21 protein-coding genes are annotated in these 19,647 nt (G+C 36.9%); 18 read left to right on the top strand and 3 right to left on the bottom strand.

Annotated features, from left to right (window positions below):
• Positions 1 to 171: 171 nt before the first annotated feature.
• Positions 172 to 2,238, bottom strand: coding sequence for a DUF11 domain-containing protein (locus CLV81_RS14850; protein ID WP_245912043.1), 2,067 nt, complete (start codon positions 2,236 to 2,238; stop codon positions 172 to 174).
• Between the two features lie 204 nt (positions 2,239 to 2,442).
• Here CLV81_RS14850 and pta point away from each other — a divergent pair, with 204 nt between their 5' ends.
• The 17 genes from pta (at position 2,443) to CLV81_RS14750 (ending at position 17,123) form a co-directional block, all read left to right on the top strand.
• The gene (pta, locus tag CLV81_RS14845; RefSeq protein WP_106145910.1) at positions 2,443 to 4,542 is read left to right on the top strand and encodes a phosphate acetyltransferase; all 2,100 of its coding nucleotides are present in this window, start codon (positions 2,443 to 2,445) and stop codon (positions 4,540 to 4,542) included.
• Between the two features lie 9 nt (positions 4,543 to 4,551).
• Positions 4,552 to 5,742 (top strand): acetate/propionate family kinase, encoded by a 1,191-nt coding sequence (locus CLV81_RS14840; protein ID WP_106145908.1) that lies wholly within the window; start codon positions 4,552 to 4,554, stop codon positions 5,740 to 5,742.
• A gap of 143 nt (positions 5,743 to 5,885) precedes the next feature.
• Positions 5,886 to 6,341: a hypothetical protein gene (locus CLV81_RS14835; RefSeq protein ID WP_106145906.1), complete on the top strand. Its 456-nt coding sequence runs from the start codon at positions 5,886 to 5,888 to the stop codon at positions 6,339 to 6,341.
• Positions 6,342 to 6,711: 370 nt separating this feature from the next.
• Positions 6,712 to 6,990: a barstar family protein gene (locus tag CLV81_RS14825; RefSeq protein ID WP_106145903.1), complete on the top strand. Its 279-nt coding sequence runs from the start codon at positions 6,712 to 6,714 to the stop codon at positions 6,988 to 6,990.
• The gene (locus tag CLV81_RS14820; protein WP_106145901.1) at positions 6,991 to 7,362 is read left to right on the top strand and encodes a hypothetical protein; all 372 of its coding nucleotides are present in this window, start codon (positions 6,991 to 6,993) and stop codon (positions 7,360 to 7,362) included.
• Positions 7,363 to 7,617: 255 nt separating this feature from the next.
• Entirely contained in the window at positions 7,618 to 8,145 is a 528-nt protein-coding gene (locus CLV81_RS14815) for a hypothetical protein (RefSeq protein ID WP_106145899.1), read from the top strand.
• A 210-nt stretch (positions 8,146 to 8,355) separates the two neighbouring features.
• Positions 8,356 to 8,820: a hypothetical protein gene (locus tag CLV81_RS14805; protein ID WP_146129906.1), complete on the top strand. Its 465-nt coding sequence runs from the start codon at positions 8,356 to 8,358 to the stop codon at positions 8,818 to 8,820.
• A gap of 157 nt (positions 8,821 to 8,977) precedes the next feature.
• The gene (locus CLV81_RS20725) at positions 8,978 to 9,577 is read left to right on the top strand and encodes a hypothetical protein (protein ID WP_211298014.1); all 600 of its coding nucleotides are present in this window, start codon (positions 8,978 to 8,980) and stop codon (positions 9,575 to 9,577) included.
• A gap of 184 nt (positions 9,578 to 9,761) precedes the next feature.
• A complete protein-coding gene (locus tag CLV81_RS14795) occupies positions 9,762 to 10,949 on the top strand; it encodes an immunity 26/phosphotriesterase HocA family protein (RefSeq protein WP_106145893.1) in 1,188 nt (395 codons plus the stop codon).
• Positions 10,950 to 11,103: 154 nt separating this feature from the next.
• Positions 11,104 to 11,805 carry a hypothetical protein gene (locus CLV81_RS14790; RefSeq protein ID WP_106145891.1) on the top strand — a complete coding sequence of 234 codons (702 nt, stop codon included), beginning with the start codon at positions 11,104 to 11,106 and terminating at the stop codon, positions 11,803 to 11,805.
• Between the two features lie 135 nt (positions 11,806 to 11,940).
• Complete coding sequence (locus CLV81_RS14785; protein ID WP_106145890.1) at positions 11,941 to 12,933, top strand: DUF4365 domain-containing protein; 993 nt, start codon at positions 11,941 to 11,943, stop codon at positions 12,931 to 12,933.
• 223 nt (positions 12,934 to 13,156) lie between these two features.
• Complete coding sequence (locus CLV81_RS14780) at positions 13,157 to 13,627, top strand: hypothetical protein (protein WP_106145888.1); 471 nt, start codon at positions 13,157 to 13,159, stop codon at positions 13,625 to 13,627.
• Positions 13,628 to 13,705: 78 nt separating this feature from the next.
• Entirely contained in the window at positions 13,706 to 14,341 is a 636-nt protein-coding gene (locus tag CLV81_RS14775) for an SMI1/KNR4 family protein (protein WP_106147601.1), read from the top strand.
• Between the two features lie 168 nt (positions 14,342 to 14,509).
• Positions 14,510 to 15,397 (top strand): helix-turn-helix domain-containing protein, encoded by an 888-nt coding sequence (locus tag CLV81_RS14770; protein WP_106145886.1) that lies wholly within the window; start codon positions 14,510 to 14,512, stop codon positions 15,395 to 15,397.
• Between the two features lie 81 nt (positions 15,398 to 15,478).
• Positions 15,479 to 16,096 (top strand): hypothetical protein, encoded by a 618-nt coding sequence (locus CLV81_RS14765; protein WP_146129905.1) that lies wholly within the window; start codon positions 15,479 to 15,481, stop codon positions 16,094 to 16,096.
• Between the two features lie 8 nt (positions 16,097 to 16,104).
• Entirely contained in the window at positions 16,105 to 16,428 is a 324-nt protein-coding gene (locus tag CLV81_RS14760) for a DMT family transporter (RefSeq protein ID WP_106145882.1), read from the top strand.
• Between the two features lie 179 nt (positions 16,429 to 16,607).
• On the top strand, positions 16,608 to 17,123 hold the full coding sequence (locus CLV81_RS14750) for a GNAT family N-acetyltransferase (protein WP_106145878.1): 516 nt from the start codon (positions 16,608 to 16,610) through the stop codon (positions 17,121 to 17,123).
• A gap of 887 nt (positions 17,124 to 18,010) precedes the next feature.
• On the opposite strand, the gene CLV81_RS14745 is transcribed toward CLV81_RS14750, so the two are convergent.
• Positions 18,011 to 18,481, bottom strand: coding sequence for an OsmC family protein (locus CLV81_RS14745; protein ID WP_106145877.1), 471 nt, complete (start codon positions 18,479 to 18,481; stop codon positions 18,011 to 18,013).
• On the bottom strand, positions 18,478 to 18,891 hold the full coding sequence (locus CLV81_RS14740) for an amino acid-binding ACT domain-containing protein (RefSeq protein WP_106145875.1): 414 nt from the start codon (positions 18,889 to 18,891) through the stop codon (positions 18,478 to 18,480). Before CLV81_RS14740 ends, CLV81_RS14745 begins: the two co-directional genes overlap by 4 nt.
• A 69-nt stretch (positions 18,892 to 18,960) precedes the next feature.
• Between CLV81_RS14740 and CLV81_RS14735 the strand changes: the two genes are divergently transcribed.
• Entirely contained in the window at positions 18,961 to 19,647 is a 687-nt protein-coding gene (locus CLV81_RS14735) for an ArsR/SmtB family transcription factor (RefSeq protein WP_106145873.1), read from the top strand.

The following is a 19,647-nucleotide window of genomic DNA, read 5'->3' as shown; positions in this document are numbered from 1 at the left end:
AGATATTTGTTGTTAGATACATTCAATACCTTGTCAGAGTGGTGGAATTTGTTGTCAGACCCAATAAAAACTGGTGTCTTCAGAGGTCTAGCATCGATTTACTGTAGCTTTTTTCCGATGAAATGACGGATACGGAGCTGAAGTTGGAAGTTGTCCACCAAAAAATGATTATCAACTCTTATTTACCCTGATTGTAATCCGCCTATTGGTAATAACTGTGGTTGGTGGAATAAAATTAACCTGTACATCTACGGATGGATTATCTGTGGTAATATTGTTATCTGTTTGATCTTGCGAGTTGGTAATTGTATTGGTATAGGTCATTGATGTCAGGTAAATATTCGTCATTTTTGCCCTAGCAACAAGAGTCATGGTTACCAATTCGCCACGTGTCATTGTTCCTACACTCCAATTGGGATAGCTAAAGGAGCCTTTTGATACCGTTGCCGAAACAAAGTCCAAACCGTTAGGCAGTAGGTCTGTTACTTGCAAGTTGGTAACTGGGTCATTTCCCAGACTTTCAACAGTAATATCAAAGGATACTGTATCGCCATCATTTACGACCAAATCTGTAGTAGATTTATCTAAAACAATATCAGGATTACAATAGTAGACCTCTATATTATTTGAATCGTAACTACATGGACCTCTTGTCACCCTAAGAAAATAGTCCCCTGCCATTGAAGCGCTAAAAGTTGGTGAAGTTGCGCCTGGAATCAATACCCCATCACCATACCACTGATAGGCATCGAAGGATTCCCCACTGGCTATTTGTAGTGTCGCACCCGGCAAACAACTGCTTCCGGATATTTGCAAATCTATATTGGGTAAGGTATCAAACCCTGAATAATACCCTGCTAAACCTCGGGCTCCATTGAAACCAAAAAAACCTACGGCTATCGGACCTGAGGATTGCACGCTTACGTTTCCGTTAAGGTTGGGAATGTAAAATGTTTTCCAATCAGTAGACCCTGCCACTGTACTTGCAGCGGGAAGTGTTACTGCTCCCCCTGAATCGGTTACGATGATGTTGGCATCCGGTGTGACTGTCGATGCTATAATGGTTACTCCTCCAGAAATCGTAATTCCAGCTGCATCGGTAATACTGGGAATATTGTCCATTAAACTAGGTAAAAGACAATTGACGGGAGCAACAAAGTTCAATCCCTGGGTGTACACTTGGCTTGAGCCAGCCATACATTGGTAGGCATAAACATCCTTTGAGGTTTGAACATACATATTGGCCCCCACGGAATTCGAAGAATAATTGCCACTGGGTATTTCAAAAAAATCACCATCATTAATGGTGGCGATAGGCGTGGCAGAACCATTAACATAGATTTCCGTGTTATTTTGTGTACCAATAATCAATGGGAACTCAGTTGATCCGTTCGTATTACCGTTTCCACGTATAAAAACATATTCTTTGCCCAATCGATTTTCGGGCACAGGTTGGTCGATTCCAGCATCCCTATTTGAAGCTCCTGCCTGACGACCATAATTTAAGGACCCATTACTGATTACGATATCCTTATCAGACTCAATCGTTGCACCAATCCAACCATCTTCGTGAGCTGCGGTAGGTGAATTTCCAATATAGGTTTCAAAAACAAAGGATTCGTTGGCATCCAGGACAATTTGATATGTATCTGCTGTTATACCTGCTCTATCACTTCCTACCCTAAACTCGCAGTCAGGGTCATATCCAAATAAATCTATTGTTGTGTTATCCTCGGTAGCCATAATACCCAACGTATTGGATTTAGAAGGGTGAGACCCTAAATTGGGCACACCTCCCCATTTAAAGTTGGTACCCATCGCTACCCGACCTTTGGAGGTCAATGAAGCAGCTTGAGACCCTGAACGCCCTCTATAGTTGACATAAAAGTCGTTCCCGCCCGGGGCTTCAAAACGTAGACCGCTATTGGTAAGTACAATTCCTGTATTGGCATTGTTCACCAGAGTTACATTGTTATCCCCATTCGCGAGATTGTATATCGCCGGACTCGTGTTTGAGATAGTAAACGAAGTAATAGGAGTTGCGTTGGTGCCTTGATAGACATTTACTGTAAAAGATGTGGTCTCAGGTGTGGAAAGATACACCGCCTGTTGTTGAATGGCTGCATTGTTTTGTCCTTGTTTCAATGGTGGTAAATAATGCAAATCACTCAATTGTCCATACGAAAGAAAAGCTGTAAATAAGAATACCAAAAAGAAACCTCTCCGAAGAGCCATCATGAAAGTCAGTAGATTAAGCGAGTTCAAATTAATTCAACCATGAGCAGTGATTCAACTTATTGTTGTATAACGGAAAATAGATGTTGTAAAAATGGCTCTCCTGTTTTTTAATTGTCCCAACGATTACTAGCCATCTTTTGTCTTGCAAAACACCTAAAGAATGGAGTTCTATCCCTAAATTTACAAACCCAGAAACCAAAATTCATGAACAAAGCCGTTTACATTGCCACCACTGAGCCAAAAAGTGGAAAATCAATCGTTTCCCTAGGACTAATGCAGGTGTTGTTGGGTAAAATTGCCAAAGTAGGATACTTCAGACCCATTATTGATGATTTGGAAGAAGCTGGCGAAGATAATCACATCAGTACGGTAATCAGCTACTTTAATTTGGATTTGAGACATGACGATGCCTACGCTTTCACCCGTAGCCAAGTGGTAAAAAAACTCAACAAGAACGGAGATGATGAGGTACTTGACAAGATTATTGAAAAGTATAAGGCCATTGAGGAGCGGTTCGACTTTGTACTAGTTGAAGGCACCGATTTTACAGGTGAAGGTGGAATCATTGAGTGGGACATCAATGTACTAATGGCAAAAAATCTCGGCATTCCGACAATCGTTCTTACCAGTGGTGTCGACAAAACCCTAGATGAGTTCATTGGGGATATGTATTTGGCCTACGATTCCTTTAAAGATAAAGGAGTGGAAGTGCTGATGTTGGTTGCCAACAAAATCCAACCTGAAAATATAGACTTGGTCAAAAATGCTTTGAAAAAAGAGCTCCCGGAAGATACTTTGATTGGGGCTATTCCTTTAAATCCCGAATTGGGGAATCCCACTATGAAGGAAATTGTGGATGAACTTAAGGGTGAAGTGCTCTTTGGGGAAGCCCATCTCAATAACCAAGTGGGGCATTTTGGTGTAGGTGCCATGCAACTGAGAAACTACCTTACCTTTTTAAAGGAAGACGGACTGGTAATTACCCCAGGCGATAGGGCGGATATTATATTGGGGGCGCTTCAAGCCAATTTATCCTCCAACTACCCTACCGTTTCGGGTATAGTCCTTACAGGAGGTCTAAGGCCTGAGGATTCCATTATTAAATTGATTGAGGGTTTGTCAGAAGTAGTTCCCATTGTTACGGTCGATGGCGGAACCTTTTCGATTACCAATCGAATCGGGGCAATTACTCCCAAGATATACGCCGAAAACACACAAAAGATTACGACCTCCATTCATGATTTCTCAAAATACGTTCCGGAGAAAGAACTCACCTCCAGATTAGTGGCCTTCAGCCCCAATGGAATTACCCCAAGAATGTTTCAATATAACTTGCTTAAAAAAGCTCAGTCCGAAAAAAAGCACATCGTACTTCCTGAAGGCTTGGATGAACGTATTCTTACAGCAGCTAAGGAACTCATTGATGAAAAGGCTGCCGAAATTACACTTTTAGGGGACCCTGAGCAGATAAAAAATACGTTGGAACGATTAGATCTTGAGCTTGACCTAAAAGAGGTGACGATTATTGACCCAGCCAAATCAGGGCATTTCAAGGATTATGCAAAAACACTGTATGAGCTTAGAAAACATAAGAATGTGGATTTTACCATGGCCGAAGATCTTATGACAGATGTATCGTATTTTGGAACCATGATGGTTTACAAAGGTCATGCAGATGGAATGGTCTCTGGGGCCATTCATACCACCCAACACACCATACGACCGGCATTGCAATTCGTTAAGACCCGTCCCAATATATCCCTGGTGTCATCCATATTTTTTATGTGCCTTCCCGATCGGGTCGTAGTCTTCGGGGATTGTGCCATAAATCCCAATCCTACCGCGGAGCAATTGGCCGAAATTGCCATATCATCGGCAGATACGGGTATGGCTTTTGGCATTGAGCCTAAAATAGCTATGCTCTCCTATTCTTCTGGGGATTCTGGGCAAGGGGAAGATGTTGAACGAGTTCGTAAAGCCACCCAACTTGTTAAGCAAAAACGTCCTGATTTGAAAGTTGAAGGACCCATACAATATGATGCCGCGGTCGATATGGAGGTGGCCAAGAGCAAGCTTCCCAATTCTCAGGTAGCGGGCCAGGCAACGGTATTTATTTTTCCAGACCTCAATACGGGCAACAATACCTATAAGGCTGTGCAAAGGGAAACAGGAGCGCTGGCCATTGGGCCTATGCTGCAAGGACTTAACAAACCTGTAAATGATTTAAGCCGAGGCTGTACTGTGGATGATATCTTCAATACGGTAGTAATTACAGCCATACAGGCACAAGGATTGAATCTGTAACATAAAAACATGAACGTACTTATCATAAATGCAGGTAGTTCTTCCATAAAATACCAAGTCATTGACATGCCTTTGGAGCGAGTAGTATGTTCTGGCATGGTGGAACGCATCGGGTTTAAAGACGCCATCCTACGTTACGAAACAAATACGGTCGAAGAGAAGAGAACCCTCGAAGTACAAAATCACGAAACTGGTTTTCAAAAAATTGTGGAACTTCTATTGGATTCTGAGTTGGGGGTCATCAAAGAAACCAAAGAAATTGAAATTGTTGGGCATCGAGTGGTGCATGGGGGCAATTCTTTTTCGGACACCACTTTGATTACGAAAGAAGTAAAGGAAAAAATCAAAGAGCTTTCGGTCTTGGCACCTTTACACAACCCGCATAACTTGGAAGGGGTTCTACTCGCGGAGAAAATTTTTTCGGATGCGAAACAAATCGCAGTTTTCGATACGGCATTCCATCAATCTCTTCCGCTCAAGGCCAAAAAATATGCCTTACCCAATGAATTTTATACAAAACATGGCATTCAGGTCTACGGGTTCCATGGTACCAGCCATAAATATGTCTCCGAAAGAGCTGTGGATTACTTGCAAAACAAAGAAGCCAAAATCATTACCCTTCATTTGGGAAATGGTTGCAGCATGACGGCTGTGCAGAATGGTCAAAGTGTGGACCACAGTTTGGGCTTCACCCCTTCCAACGGACTCATTATGGGGTCACGTAGCGGGGATATCGACCACTCCATTATTTTTTATTTGCACGAAAAACTGGGCTACCCACTATCTGACATAGAATCGATGTTGATAAAAAAAAGCGGTATGCTTGGGTTAACAGGTCATAGCGATTTGAGAGACATCCAAAGAGAGGCTGAAAAGGGAAACACGGATTGCCTGTTGGCTTTGGAAATGAACGCTTACCGCATCAAAAAATACATCGGAGCGTATACAGCAGCACTGAATGGTTTTGATGCCTTGGTGTTTACTGCGGGCATTGGGGAGAATTCTTCCGTATTGCGAAACATGGTTTGTAGGGATATGGACTATTTGGGCCTTGTTTTGAATCAGGAAAAGAATGAAGAACCATCAAGTTCCATTCGAGAAATCAGTGATGTTACTTCCAAGGTTAGGGTTTTGATTGTCCCTACCAATGAAGAACTGGAAATTGCCAAACAGGCCTTTGCGATAGTTGGGAGCAGTTAAATGCAACGAGTCTTGATAAGATAAAGAACCCTTTTGATGATTTTGAGATTTAATATAGAAAACAACCCTAATCATCGGTTTTATTCCTATTTTGGAGGTATAGCGATGTATTTTACATCGCTATAAACAAGTTCTACGCAATTTTGAAAAAGACAAAGAACATAAAATTGATTTTTGGACGACCTAAAAATGGTTGGTTACCTACAAAGTTCGAATCGGATGGATTTGAACTGGAATTTAATGCTTCAAGAATTCCTGAAAACCCAACTGCTGAACTTGCCGAAAGTTTGATTTTGACCTTGAAAGGAGTTGAATCTAAATGCGAATGGAATTTGGAACCAGAAAAGTATGTTTTCGAATTCAAATCAATCGAAAGTGAATTTCTACTATCGATTTATAAAATAGACGGACAAAAGAACAAAAAACTCATTTTAGCAAATTCAGGTGGATTTGACTCAATTGTTATTCCAATGTATCGAGGACTAAAAAAATTAAATTCAACCGATTTTGAAAAAGCCGACTGGAGTAAAATTAACGAAGTGACATTGGATAAACTAAATGCACTAGTAAGTCAAAGAAAAAGCCAAAATGCGTATTAATGTATATTCTTGAATTCATCATTTTGGAACTTTTAATGGTGTACTGGATTTACAGAATTGTTAAGTATGGCCAACCGAAAAAGGAACGTCCAAATAGTTATAACGTTTTCATTGGCAGTCTTGGAACTGCAACGATGATGATATTTGTATTAATTTGGTTTGTGGTCAATAAGAAATCCTTTTTTACAGAGTTGTGGAACTCTTTATTTAAATAAAAAACTGCGTAGAACAAGGGCTATAATTTATAGCTGCAATTCGTTAACTTGAAACTTAGAAACTATCAACGGCTGGATTTGCTATGGCTGGAAATCCTAAGATTTCCGTTACCACCACAAATCATAGCCGAGACCGTTGTGCTTAATTTTCCAAAATGCGAATAATCGAAATTAACGGAAACAAGTTTTCGAATATGAAAGGCTTTTATAAAGAGGTAGAATCTAAAATGACTTTCGGACTGAATTGGAAAATCGGAAGGAACTTAAACGCATTTAATGATGTCCTTTATGGTGGATTTGGAGTTCACGATGTTGACGAAAAATATATCCTAAAATGGCACCGAAGTGAAAAAAGTAAATCGGAATTAAAACATTACTACCGAATAATTGAAATCATTGAAGAACACGAAAATATCGAACTACATCTGACTTAAATGCTATTTTGGAAAACTGAAAATAAAATTGAGCCCAAAAGGGAGTTTTACTCAAAAATTGAAGAGTATTATGTTGGAATTGCTGACGAACATATCCCCACTGACTTACTCTATGAAATTATTTCAAAAGTAACGGACCACATTTACAGCAATTATAAGGGAGCTTGGAAGAAATATCCAAAATCAAGAAAAAGATACTCAACCTTAAAAATGGAGGATATTGAACATCCTTTTATTCAATATCTGATAACTGATTTCCTTGAAGAGAAAAATATACCGAAATATAAATACTTTTTAAAAGTATTATTCAAGATGAATGATAGCGAATTTGAGGAATATAGAAAAAGAAAGAATTGGTACGAAACACAATAAAAACTAAGCACAACAATGGCTATAATTCATTGCTGTATTCTAATAACTTTAAAACAAATAATCGTTAATACAGGCCCGATTTCTAACCGACAATTTCCTTCCGGAAATCGTCGCAACGAAATCATAGCCGGGACCGTTGTGTGCAATTTGTACGCATCTTTCATTTGAGTTAACTAATCGAAAATCCTGTTTCCCTCAATATCGTTTTTCAAACGCTAAAACCAAAAGTAGATTTGAAGAACTAAAAGATTAAATATGAAGACGGTTTTATTTCTTCTAACGGTTATTGTGTTAGTCGGAACAGACTTAACTGCTCAATCGAAAAGTCGAGAAATTCCATCGAAAAAAATTAGTTCTGAAAAAATCAAACCTTTTGTTGACAGTTTGAGGCAAAAAATTCTTTCGGACACACTAAGATTTAACCGTAGGGACTTGAGCCATGTAAATGGAAGGACAAAAAATCAGAATCCATATTCAATGCTTATAACCGTTAATATGAAGTACAGTTATAGATTAGACATTGTGGAAAATCATTTGGTAAAGGAATTTGTAAATAGCATTTTAGATAGTGAAAACATAGAATCTATTGTCTTCATTGAAAAAGAAAATACCCCAATTTTAGGTGGGCATATGGCAAGTGAGGGTTGGATTTTCATTACTCTAATACCAAAGATAAAGCTGGATTTTGAAGTCGGTGGATTAAAGTACAGAAAAGGGAAAAAGAGAAAGGGTGGAGATAATTTCCTTCAACGAAAAAAGGGAGAAATAATGATTAGGACTTAAAAACTGCACACAACATTGGCTATAGTTCATTGCTATGCAAGTGCATAAAAAAAGGAACATTTCCTACATTTATAACTAAACAAAAAAGTAATGATTTCGTCCCGCGGCATGGCTCGCTGGAAAATCGCACCGGCCAACGCCGTCGCTGACCAGCCGCCAACCGCAACGAAATCATAGCCGAGACCGTTGTAGCCAATTTGAACAAAAAGAATGAGAGTATTAAAAATTTTGATTTTATCAATCATAATGACTTCTTGTGTAAGTGCACAGACAAAAGTTACGCCTAAATCGTTCCCAACGAATTTTTCAACCTCCGACTTTGAAAATCTAAAAAAGTTAAATGGAGATATTATAGCATTTGACGGAACGATAAAGCAGGAGAAGTTAAGTCGAAATAACACACCATTTTATTATCTAGAACTTGGAGAAGAAAAAGGAATTTGGACAACTCTTATGTTTAAAAATGATAAAAATGAAATTGGAGACCAAATTAGAGTTGTGGGTTATTTGACTAAGGTTAAAGATTTACGTCCTGAAGAGAACTATCTAAATGGAGAAAAATTTATGGTTATTGCATTTGGACTTGTTGATTATGAAACTGAAAACTTTCTTTTTCTCGGCGGAGCAGAAAAACAGAAAAAAGAATGGATTAACGGAAAAATACCAACACAATAAAAACTGGCTACAACAATGGCTATAAGTAATTGCTCGAGTTGGTCAAGACAAGGAACAATTCTTACTCCAGACAACAACAGAGAACACAAGAAAAATCGAACAATAAAACGCAACTACTCATAGCCGAGACCGTTGTAGTGCATTTGATAGCAACCTAATGAAAATCAAGAAACTGATATTGATAATGGGAATTTTAAGTAGCGTTTTCGGATTTAGTCAAAACAAAAATCTAATTGAACTGACTTCAAATCAAGACGCTGAAGAAGGTTGGCAAGATTTAATTTTCACAATCACTAAAAAGGAAAAAATAGACAATGGATTTTGGAGTTTGACTTGTAAAGCAAAATATAAAAATCAGATTGTTGGACTAAAAATTAATATTGTGGACGGAATTCCAGCCGGAATTGTGAATAATGACCTTGATAATACAAGATTTGTAGAAAACGGAATTGAAATACAATCAATCGGAACTGAAAGCGATAAACTAATTAGTGTAATTTCTAAACTTTACGGACAAACTAAACAAACGAAATTCTCGACTGAAAAACTGACTTTCACAATATTTCCTTTAAACCGAGAAAACGCAACTTTAGAAAATGGTCGATTTAAATTTAAGCTGTTTTATGACGACAACAATGAGCAAAATCTATACGCTGAATTTTATCTAAATCCTGACTTAAAAAACGGAACTATCGAATTGAATGAAAAGGATGAGGAATATCGCCAGAATATTGTAAAACTGTTATCTGAAAAATGAAAAAACGCACTACAACAATGTATAACCGCAATTTGTTGCACTGTTCGCTTCGCTCGGAACGGCGGATTCGACTACATCCGAATCCACTCGGAATTGCTAAATACAGTGCTTTACCGAAAACCCTAACTTAAAACCCGTAACGGACGGTTATACGAGACCGTTACCACACATTTGAGAAAACCATATGACTTTTGAATTAAACAATGAACAACGTAAACATTTAGGTTTAGAATTAGTTGCGAATAATTGGGAAAAAGTCACGCTTAAAGGAGATTCATATCGACCGAGTTCAATTTTATACTTTGACAAAAACACAATCAAAAAGCAAGTTATCTCGACTGAATTAATATACTCGGAAATCCAATACAACAAGAAAACTAAAAACAGAGAATTTCTACTTCCAAAAACTCAAAAAGGCAAACCAAAAAAACTTACTTCCGCAACATTAGAGTCAAAGACACCAATAGGCACTTATTTTAATTTTGGAGTTAATGGAATAACCATAGGAAATCACACCACTCAAAATACATTTTATTCAACCCATTTTGAGAACATAAAGTTCAAAAATATTGAGGACTTAAAAAGTTGGCTTGCCGACTACATTAAAAACTCTACCTCAGAAGACTTGAAATCAATTGAACAATTCTCTTCAAAAAAAAGAAAAAGGATAAAGCTAAAAGCAGGCGACTTCTTTACCTTCAAAGTTGACAGACGAAATTATGGATTTGGACGACTGATTTGCGATTTGAGACCTTTAAGAAAGGATTCAAAATTTAAGGCAAATAAAAATTATGGAATAATGAACCTTATGACTCAACCTCTTGTGATTAAAGTTTACCATTTCATAAGCCCAACTAAAGAAACTGATTTAGAAGAACTGAAAACAAAAAAATCTATTCCTGCTCAATATATTATGGACAATGTTTTGTTTTACGGAGACTATGAGGTAATTGGAAACCAACCTTTATTGGAATCAGAATATGATTTTCCCATTTCTTATTCAAAAAGTATTCATTATGGAGATTTTGATACTGTTTATTTACAATATGGACTTATCTATAAAGAAACCACCACAAAGAAATACAACAAGCATTTAGCGATTGAAAATCCAGACAAAAATGCAAAAAGTTGGGAAAAGATATTAAAGTCAAATCCTTATAGGATAGAATCAATTGGAGCAACTTTAAATTTCCACAAAGAGACATTAGAGAATTGTATCAAAACTAATTCTAATCAACCATATTGGGAATCCGAATTTTATGAATTGGCATCTGACCTGAGGAATCCGAAAAACAAAAATGCTAAAGAGGACATATTTGAGTTCTTCAATTTAAATCCGAAAGGAACATATTATGAGAACCTAAAAAAATAAAAACGTGTGGTAACATTGGCTATAATTTATAGCTGCAATTCTTTAACTTGAAACCTAGAAACCATCAACGGCTGGATTTGCCACGGCTGGAAATCTAAGGATTTCCAACACCGCCACAAATCATAGCCGGACCGTTGTACACCATTAAAATCCTATGGAAATAGTCCTTTATCTTTTTGTTGTTATTTTTTTCCTGCTGCTGGTCGCTCTCGCCTATACTATAGTAAAAGATTTTAAGGAAATAGTGCTCGGTTTAATTAATATGTGTGAACCACAGCTCTTTCGACCAATTACCTGGGTTATAAGTCCGATTTGGTTTATTGGATACGGACTAGAAAAAGCTTTTGGTTGGAATATTATTGAAAAGTATGATGATAGCGATGGACTTGAAAAATATCCTTCGACTGGGAATTTAAAACTGTATTTTTCGGATGGAGATAAAAGTATTATTTCCAAGACTTCCAAAAAGAAAGCGGAATCTTTAATTAGGGATTTTTTGGAATTCTGTGATGGTGATTTAAAATTTGAAAGTTTCAAAATAAAGAGCGGTCAAAATGTAAAAATTGATTGTCCGAATCACATTACATTTTACGATTTCAGCATACTTACCCAACACTTTTGTAACGAAATCACAGAGAGTTGGGGAATCTACAAATCAAGTTGGCTGACTTACTACTCGTACTCAAATAAAAAGACTTTCCACAATATTGTCGGACAGACAAAGGATGGACAGAAATTCTCAATTTATACTTTGGATGACCTATACAAAGACCAAAATTTAAAACTAAATCAAGGGCTGGAGGTAAAAGCATTTGACTGGAAACTAATAAATAACGGTGTACAACACGGTGTATAATTAATTGCGGGCGGATTTCCCAAAATGGAAATCCTTGCAATTAACTATCTTCGGTACAGGCGGACATTTTCCGTTGGAAAAGTCCACAACTAATCATACACTAGACCATTGTGCGTCACTTTAGAACAAACCCTAATGATTAGAAAGAAACAAAGAGTTCTTCAACACATAATGGAGGACGTATCATATGAAATTATCAAAAGTCAAATTCCAAAACATTGGGTTATAAGAGAATTTAATAGACCTGATTACGGAATTGATTTAGTTATTGAACTTTTTGAAAGAGTTGACAACGGTATTGCTGAAACACTAGGTGAGTTCATTTATGTTCAAGTAAAATCAGTCAGAGAATTACAACTCAAACAAGAGACAATTTATGAAGTTGGCAATGTTGCAAAAGGAGTCTGGATAGAGAACAAAAAATCACATACTAAACTTGATGTAGTAAAATATCCTTTTGACACAACTTCAATTTTTACCATTCAATCTCTTGGAGGTAGTGTTCCAGTGCTTTTATTTGTTGTGGATATCAAAAACAGAGAGACCTATTTTGTTTGTGTAAACGACTATATTGACAAAATAATTTTACCACAGAATCCAAAATATACAGAACAAGGTTCGTTAACATTTAATATACCTGCTTTTAACAAGCTATCGAATATTGAAATAACCAACAATGCACTTAAGTTCTACGGAAAAAGGGCAAAGCTTCTTGCCGCTTTTTCAAAATTTTCTTTTCAAAAAAATGAAATCAAGCACATTTTTGGTTACAAAGATTATCCTGTTTGGACATATCGAGACGAAATAGAAAAAGGGAAACAATATGAACAGGATGAAATAAAAACGCAACTTCTATATTTCATTTCTCAAATAGAGGACTTAGATATTTGGCAACATAATGAGTGGCAGGTATTACCGCAAGCAAAAATAGACTTAGAGACAGTTAAAAACCTTTTAAAAGAAAATGAAGTAGATTGGGGAATAGTAAAAGATAAAGTAATTGTTTTATGGCATCAATTAACAAACTTAGGAACTATGTATGAAGATATTTGTCGAGAATGGTTCCTACCAAAAATTATCAGCCTAATGACATCTTATCCAACAATGCCTGAGATAATAAATGAATAATAAAAGCGAACGCACAACAATGGCTACACGTAATGGCTTGTCCTCGCCTACCCTTCAGCTACGCCCAGGACAGGCTTCTGAAAATCCTCTTGGATTTTCAGTTTGGTATGTATTTGCAAAAATAAGTGCTAACCCACACAACTCCTATAACCAAGACCGTTACCTGCAATTTTGAAATTTGGATTTACTAAAAAAGATATTTAAGCCTGACTCAATCCCTTTTATGAGAAAAAAAGGGAATGAAAAGTATGCGGAATTACTGATGTTTACGGGAGTACCTAACTGTGACGGATACTCTACGAAACGAATTATTCAAGAAGTTCATTTGGAAAACCAAACCGTTGTCTCAAAATTGGACTGCGATTTAGGATACATACATATCAACAAACAAGGAAGAAGCAAAGAGTTCGACCTAGTAAAGTCTAGATTTGAAAAAAGTTCAAAAAAACTGTTTGCAAGATGCGACGAAAATCTAAGTGAAATTGTGAGATTCGGAACTCCTACTAGTAGTTTTTTAAAGAAAAATGGAATTAGACTTACCTTTCTAACTGAAAAAGGGAATTACTCAATTTCAGGGGACTTAAAGGAATTAGATAAACGAAAAATTATTGGCCAAACCATAACTCATTTTCTTAACCTAATGGAATTGACAAATCCTGGCGGAATTAAAAAAATAATAAAAAACAGCAAGTAACTATGGCTATAACTAATGGCTGGCGCCGGCCACGAAGTTATAGCCGAGACCGTTATGCATAATTATAAAAAAATAGAAATGCAGAATAGACTATACAGTCAATTAGAAAATGCTTTACCAAATGGAATGGTTATTCCGTTGGAATTAAAACTTCTTTATGAATGGATAGAAGCTAATGGATTTTATGTAGACAATGACAACGGAACAAGAATAGGTTTTCTTTGTCGATTTAAAGAATTTTTTGGTACTAGTATTGACTTTGAAGCTCAAGAAAAAGATGTTTGGTATTGGTTTGATGAAAATAAGGACGCTGAATTTAGGTCTAGATTTTGTTCTTTTGCACGTAGTGGTGATGGGTCAATCTGTGGTTTATGGAAATCAGACAATGATGAAATTAAAGTGGTTCATATCGGATCTGGTTCTGGTTCGACATTGGTTTGTGTTTTAGCAGATAATATGATTGATTTCATAAAATTTTTAGCAATCGGCTATGAAGAGATTTGTTGGGAAGAAGATTTTGCAAACCCGCCAAATGAAAAAAACCCAGATTTTAAGCCAAATGTAATTTTTCAAGAATGGGTAAAAGATACATTTAACGTAGAGATTCCTAAAACAGCTTTAGAAATTGTAAAGTATCCTGCAACAATGGAAGATGAAAGTTCTGAAGATGATTTTTTCAATTGGTGTAAATCTAAATTTTCGTTTCTGGAATAATTAACTATGCACAACAATGGCTACACGTAATGGCTTGTTCTCGCCTACCCTTCAACTACGCCCAGGACAGGCTTCTGAAAATCCTCTTGGATTTTCAGTTTGGTATGTACTTGCAAAGTTTAGTTGCTTTGCCTACCTCTTACCACTAGTTGACGGTAATTTGACCAAATGAAAACATTTCAATCCATAAACGACTTTCTAAAAGAGATTGGAATTAAATCGACCGGACAGAATAACGACTTCTATATTTTTCGGATTGAAGACCATTTTGGAGAAAGTGGTTTTGAAATGCCACCGTACAATCACAGTTTTTTTGAGCTGACATTTGGAATAGGTCATGATGTGGATATAAATATAGGCACCTCAAAATTCAACACCACAAACAATGTCTTGTCTTTCACCTCGCCTTATCAAATCACTTCGTGGAAAGTAAATTCATTTGCGGAGAATTCCATTGGTTTTATGATATTGTTCAATCCTGCATTTGTACAATCTGAGATTAGTAAAATAGCTCTGTACGACACCTTCTCGTTCCTGAATTTATATGCCTCGCCAATATATGCGCTATCAGAGCATCAAAAACAGACTATTTTAGAACTTATGCAAACAATGTATTCGGAGTTCAGTCAAAATTCTGCCGAAAGAAAATCCATCATCCTAAATGCTTACCTAACCATACTATTGGAAAAAATAAACGCCATTTCCGATTTGAAATCAACAAAAAAGATATTTACAAATCGTGCTAATGAAATCACATATCAATTTGAAAGGTTGTTGAAAAAAGAAGCCAATTACAAAAACAAATTGGACTACTATGCCAACCAACTCTTTATCAGCAAAGCCTATTTATCCGAATGCGTTAAAAAATCCACTCAAAAATCAGCCAAAACCCTAATACAAGAGTTCATTGTTTTCAAAGCTAAATCCCTACTCCACCAATCTAACGGCACCATTCAGCATATAGCCTTGGAATTAGGTTTTGACGAAACCTCGAATTTCATAAACTATTTTAAAAGGCAAGTTGGCGTTACACCAAACCAGTATAAAAAACATTGATTTTTATAATTTAACCCCAAATAATTATAAATAAAACCACTATTTGACCTATTAGTTTTGAGACATCAAATCATTGGTGTTTTGAAATTAAAAAACGTTTTAGGTCTTTTTGTCTTTATTGCTTTTACACAAAAAAGCTTCTCACAGACAACTATCGAGTCCTTTTTTGCAACGGAGGAAATGGTTGTGGAGACATGGTTTTTCAGGCCCCTCACAGAAGATTACAAGTTGAGTATTTTTAGTTTGAATGATGCGGTCATTGACTATGAGACGGAAGATGCTTCTTTGGTGTCCTACACCGTGTTAGGTTATGACCTTTGGAAAGGTTTCGGACCAGTCGTTGGCGGTCGATTTTTTGATGGCAGGGCAAGTACATTGGCTGGTGTACAATGGGCAAAAGCAGGAGAACAATTTTTAATAACTACCAACTTTACCACGGAGTTAAGAAATGACCCATTATATGAGTTTTTTCTTCTTGCCCAATACCGCTTTCCTTTAAATGAGAAATTGGGCTTTTTCAGTCAATTCCAGAATTCAACAAATTTTAATAGCCAAGTGCACGAATTCAGCTTTCAAAGGTTGAGAATTGGATTAAGTTGGAAGAAGTACCAATTCGGACTGGGAACAAACACCTACCAATATGGCGAAAACTGGGATTTTGAAATTGAACCAGGACTATTTATAAGACTTGAATTCTAAAAAAAGCTATGAAATGGATTTATTTGGTAATTGCGATTATTGGAGAGTTGATAGCCACTTCTGCGCTCAAAGAAAGTAAAGGATTTTCAATTTTAAAACCTTCAATAGTTTCTGTAATCGGCTATGGAATTACGTTTTACTTTCTTTCACTCGCCATTAAACAAATACCGCTTGGAATAGCTTATGCAATTTGGGCTGGACTGGGAATTATATTGATTACTGCGATAGGTTACTTCAGATTTAAACAGACCTTGGATTTACCTGCGATAATTGGCCTTTCGCTTATTTTGATTGGAGTAGTAATCGTAAATGGATTTTCTAAAACCATCTAAAAACGGAATAAAAACTACCGCAACAAAGTGTTTAAGCAATAGCGGTTTAGGTGCAAACTCTAGCCGTTTTTGCGTAATTTCAAAGTATCTTGTAATCCAAAAAGCGGTGGTTAGAATTCCGCTACTCCTAATACACAAGACCGTTATGTGTAATTTGAACAGACAGTGTGCTATCAAAAATGAATGTAAAGATTAGGAAATGGCAATTATCGGATATCGATAATCTGGTTCGATATGCAAACAACAAAAAGATTTCAGACAATTTAGCCGACGCTTTTCCATTTCCGTACTCAAAAGAATTCGGATTAGAATTTATAGAAAGAGTCTCTAACGAGAAACCGACAAAAATTTTCGCGATAACGCATGAAAACATGGCAATCGGTTCGATTGGTATATTTCCCGACCAAGATATTTACAGAAAAAATGGAGCTATCGCATATTGGATAGCTGAACCTTATTGGGGAAAAGGAATTGCGACTTCTGCAATTGAACAAATTTTAAGATATGGATTTGAAGAACTTGAACTGACACGGATTTACGCCAAACCGTTTGGAACGAATATAGGTTCGCAACGTGTTCTTGAAAAAATGGGGTTTGCATTAGAAGCGACAATTTCAAAAGCAGTATTTAAAAATAACATGTATTTGGACGAAAAAATATATGGGAAAAGAAAAACTACGCACAACAATGTATAACCACAATTACAGCAGATTCGACTATGCTTCGACAAGCTCAGCACAGGCTAGAATCCAATCGGAATTGCTAACTTCGAGACTTAACCGAAACGTCTCACACGAAACCCGCAACTGACGGTTATACCAGGCCGTTAGGTACCATTGTTAAGAAAGTGAATAACATCAGAAATAAACTCAAAAATCTCTCGAATAACCGATTAATAGATGTAGTTAAGAATTATCGACAATACGGGTACCCCGAGGAGTATCGCATACTAGCAATAGACATTCTGAATAATCGCGGGGTTGACGAAATGACCTTAAAGCTTAGAGGACAATTTGATAACCAAATTTATCGTGAAGCTCAGGATAGTTATAATTCCTTTCGTAGAAATTCGAGAATCGCATTTATACTTTACTTAGTTTCCATATTTTTTCTGTTGATATTACCTTTTTTTCTTGACGACTTATTCAGTACTCTATTAATACTTCTGTGCTGCTTAGGTTACCTAACCTTCATAATCTTGTCGTTTATTAACCAATCAAACTTTTATAAATCTATTGGCAAAAACCAAATGGCCGAAAACCCCATTCTTTTTCTTTTACTTGGAATGCCATTGTATTTTCTTGTATACTTCTATGTCAAAAGAAAAATGACCGACCAATTGAAGATTATTGAATAACGGTATCTAACAAAGGCTATAATGCATAGCTATCTTTCTTAACTAAAACCAACTTTTCTTACTTTTAAGTAAAACAAAACCGGTACGGCAAAACTATAGGTAGGCATTTTTGCTCACCATCCAAACGCGCCAAATCCTTTGCGGTTATCCTTGGCGCGGGCCATTGGCGTAAAACTGCCAAACCGCTACAGTATCATAGCCGAGGCCGTAAGCCATTGCACAAAACTATTGAGAATTAAAAGTGGGATTATGGTCAACTTTGAAATTTACAGAGTTGGCAATGAAACAAAACTCGTTGGCTTTTAGATGCAACTTCTTCGCCCTTTCAATTATTGAACTGTCAGAAATTGTAACCCTCGGATTCAGGACAACTTTTGAGAAACGCCCGCCACCGTCGGGAGTTTCGACCATAGTTGCATGGGCGTTGTCAGTGTAGTCGATGACATTTATCCCTGCTTCGGAACATAAATGCAGATACCAAAGCATGTGACATGAGGAGAGGGATGCCAGCAACAATTCCTCTGGATTATATTTTGTTCTGTCACCTCTAAAGGCTGGGTCCGACGAACCATGAATGTCGGGCTTATTATCCACCGAAACAATATAACTTCGCTCAAATGCCTTATAGTTGGAAGTGCCTTTGCCTTGGTTTCCCGTCCATCTTATCGTAGTAAAATAGTTATGTTCCCTTTTCATATTATGTAATCTTCATTTGACCACCAAGTTTTCATCCATTTCTCGGAAACTTTTTTAGCATTTTCGTAGTTGTCCGGAACAATAATCAATTGATTTGAATGGTCACTGTATTGTGTAAGAATATTGATTTTGGCATTTGCAAGTTCACGACAAAAGCTCCCCAATTGACCAGGAATATCTTGTCTTAATTTTTGAATAATCACATCGTTAATTTTTACAACCTTTATACCAACTTTTTCCAATTCCATTTTCGCTCTATCGGCTTCATCAACCAAAAAATGAGCTATTGAAAATTCACCATTGTCAAAAACACCGCCTCCTTCAAGGCTCACTTTGTATTTTCCCAGTGTTTCGCCCATTAAGGCCAAAGAACCCACTTTGTTCTCCAATAAAATTTCTAAGTCTTTCATTTTTTAAGGTTTTAATATGCAGCAAAGAAAATGGAACCATTACATTTACACTTCATTCAATACTGAACTATGGATGAGGAAAAATTTATTTCTACTGCATCGTTGCTATGTGAGCCTTCTAGAGCAAAAATAGTATGGAGTTTACTGGACGGTAGGGCCTATACGGCTAGCGAATTGGCCTTAGTGGCAGACTTGTCTGCAACGTCCGTAAGCAACCACTTGTCAAAACTGCTTAATGGAGATATTGTAAAAGTCGATGTGCAGGGCAGGCATCGATATTATTCTTTTGCCAATCCCGAAGTTGCCTATGCAGTAGAATCTTTGGCGAACTTTGCAAATCAAAAACCGACATCCAAACCTGACAAACCATCAACCAAAAACGATATCAAATATTGCAGAACCTGTTACGACCATCTTGCCGGAAAATTGGGTGTACAAATTACTGACAAGCTGATTTCGAAAAAAATAATCCAATTACAAGACAAAACATTTGTGGTCACGGAAAACGGCAAGAAATTTTTCGAAGATTTCGGCTTAGACTTGGCCGAACTTATAAAACAAAGACGCTACTTTGCCAAAGCCTGTCTTGATTGGAGCGAAAGGAAATATCATATTTCGGGTTCCCTTGGGGCTGCCATACTCGATAAAGTGTTGGAACTGGACTGGCTGCGGAAGACGAAAAACTCTAGGGCAATCGTGATAACTTCGCTTGGACAAATCGGACTAAAAGAAACATTTGAACTGGAGTTGTCTTAA

The organism is Flagellimonas meridianipacifica (genome assembly GCF_003001695.1).
GTDB lineage: Bacteria > Bacteroidota > Bacteroidia > Flavobacteriales > Flavobacteriaceae > Flagellimonas > Flagellimonas meridianipacifica.
Note: the sequence above shows the minus strand (reverse complement) of the source record. Positions and strands in the feature narration are given on the sequence as shown.

What these genes read in the sequence shown, in the direction of transcription:
- CLV81_RS14850 (WP_245912043.1), bottom strand. Translation starts at nt 2,238, where the DNA reads ATGATGGCTCTTCGGAGAGGTTTCTTTTTGGTATTCTTATTTACAGCT.
- pta (WP_106145910.1), top strand. Translation starts at nt 2,443, where the DNA reads ATGAACAAAGCCGTTTACATTGCCACCACTGAGCCAAAAAGTGGAAAA.
- CLV81_RS14840 (WP_106145908.1), top strand. Translation starts at nt 4,552, where the DNA reads ATGAACGTACTTATCATAAATGCAGGTAGTTCTTCCATAAAATACCAA.
- CLV81_RS14825 (WP_106145903.1), top strand. Translation starts at nt 6,712, where the DNA reads ATGCGAATAATCGAAATTAACGGAAACAAGTTTTCGAATATGAAAGGC.
- CLV81_RS14820 (WP_106145901.1), top strand. Translation starts at nt 6,991, where the DNA reads ATGCTATTTTGGAAAACTGAAAATAAAATTGAGCCCAAAAGGGAGTTT.
- CLV81_RS14815 (WP_106145899.1), top strand. Translation starts at nt 7,618, where the DNA reads ATGAAGACGGTTTTATTTCTTCTAACGGTTATTGTGTTAGTCGGAACA.
- CLV81_RS14805 (WP_146129906.1), top strand. Translation starts at nt 8,356, where the DNA reads ATGAGAGTATTAAAAATTTTGATTTTATCAATCATAATGACTTCTTGT.
- CLV81_RS20725 (WP_211298014.1), top strand. Translation starts at nt 8,978, where the DNA reads ATGAAAATCAAGAAACTGATATTGATAATGGGAATTTTAAGTAGCGTT.
- CLV81_RS14795 (WP_106145893.1), top strand. Translation starts at nt 9,762, where the DNA reads ATGACTTTTGAATTAAACAATGAACAACGTAAACATTTAGGTTTAGAA.
- CLV81_RS14790 (WP_106145891.1), top strand. Translation starts at nt 11,104, where the DNA reads ATGGAAATAGTCCTTTATCTTTTTGTTGTTATTTTTTTCCTGCTGCTG.
- CLV81_RS14785 (WP_106145890.1), top strand. Translation starts at nt 11,941, where the DNA reads ATGATTAGAAAGAAACAAAGAGTTCTTCAACACATAATGGAGGACGTA.
- CLV81_RS14780 (WP_106145888.1), top strand. Translation starts at nt 13,157, where the DNA reads ATGAGAAAAAAAGGGAATGAAAAGTATGCGGAATTACTGATGTTTACG.
- CLV81_RS14775 (WP_106147601.1), top strand. Translation starts at nt 13,706, where the DNA reads ATGCAGAATAGACTATACAGTCAATTAGAAAATGCTTTACCAAATGGA.
- CLV81_RS14770 (WP_106145886.1), top strand. Translation starts at nt 14,510, where the DNA reads ATGAAAACATTTCAATCCATAAACGACTTTCTAAAAGAGATTGGAATT.
- CLV81_RS14760 (WP_106145882.1), top strand. Translation starts at nt 16,105, where the DNA reads ATGAAATGGATTTATTTGGTAATTGCGATTATTGGAGAGTTGATAGCC.
- CLV81_RS14750 (WP_106145878.1), top strand. Translation starts at nt 16,608, where the DNA reads ATGAATGTAAAGATTAGGAAATGGCAATTATCGGATATCGATAATCTG.
- CLV81_RS14745 (WP_106145877.1), bottom strand. Translation starts at nt 18,481, where the DNA reads ATGAAAAGGGAACATAACTATTTTACTACGATAAGATGGACGGGAAAC.
- CLV81_RS14740 (WP_106145875.1), bottom strand. Translation starts at nt 18,891, where the DNA reads ATGAAAGACTTAGAAATTTTATTGGAGAACAAAGTGGGTTCTTTGGCC.
- CLV81_RS14735 (WP_106145873.1), top strand. Translation starts at nt 18,961, where the DNA reads ATGGATGAGGAAAAATTTATTTCTACTGCATCGTTGCTATGTGAGCCT.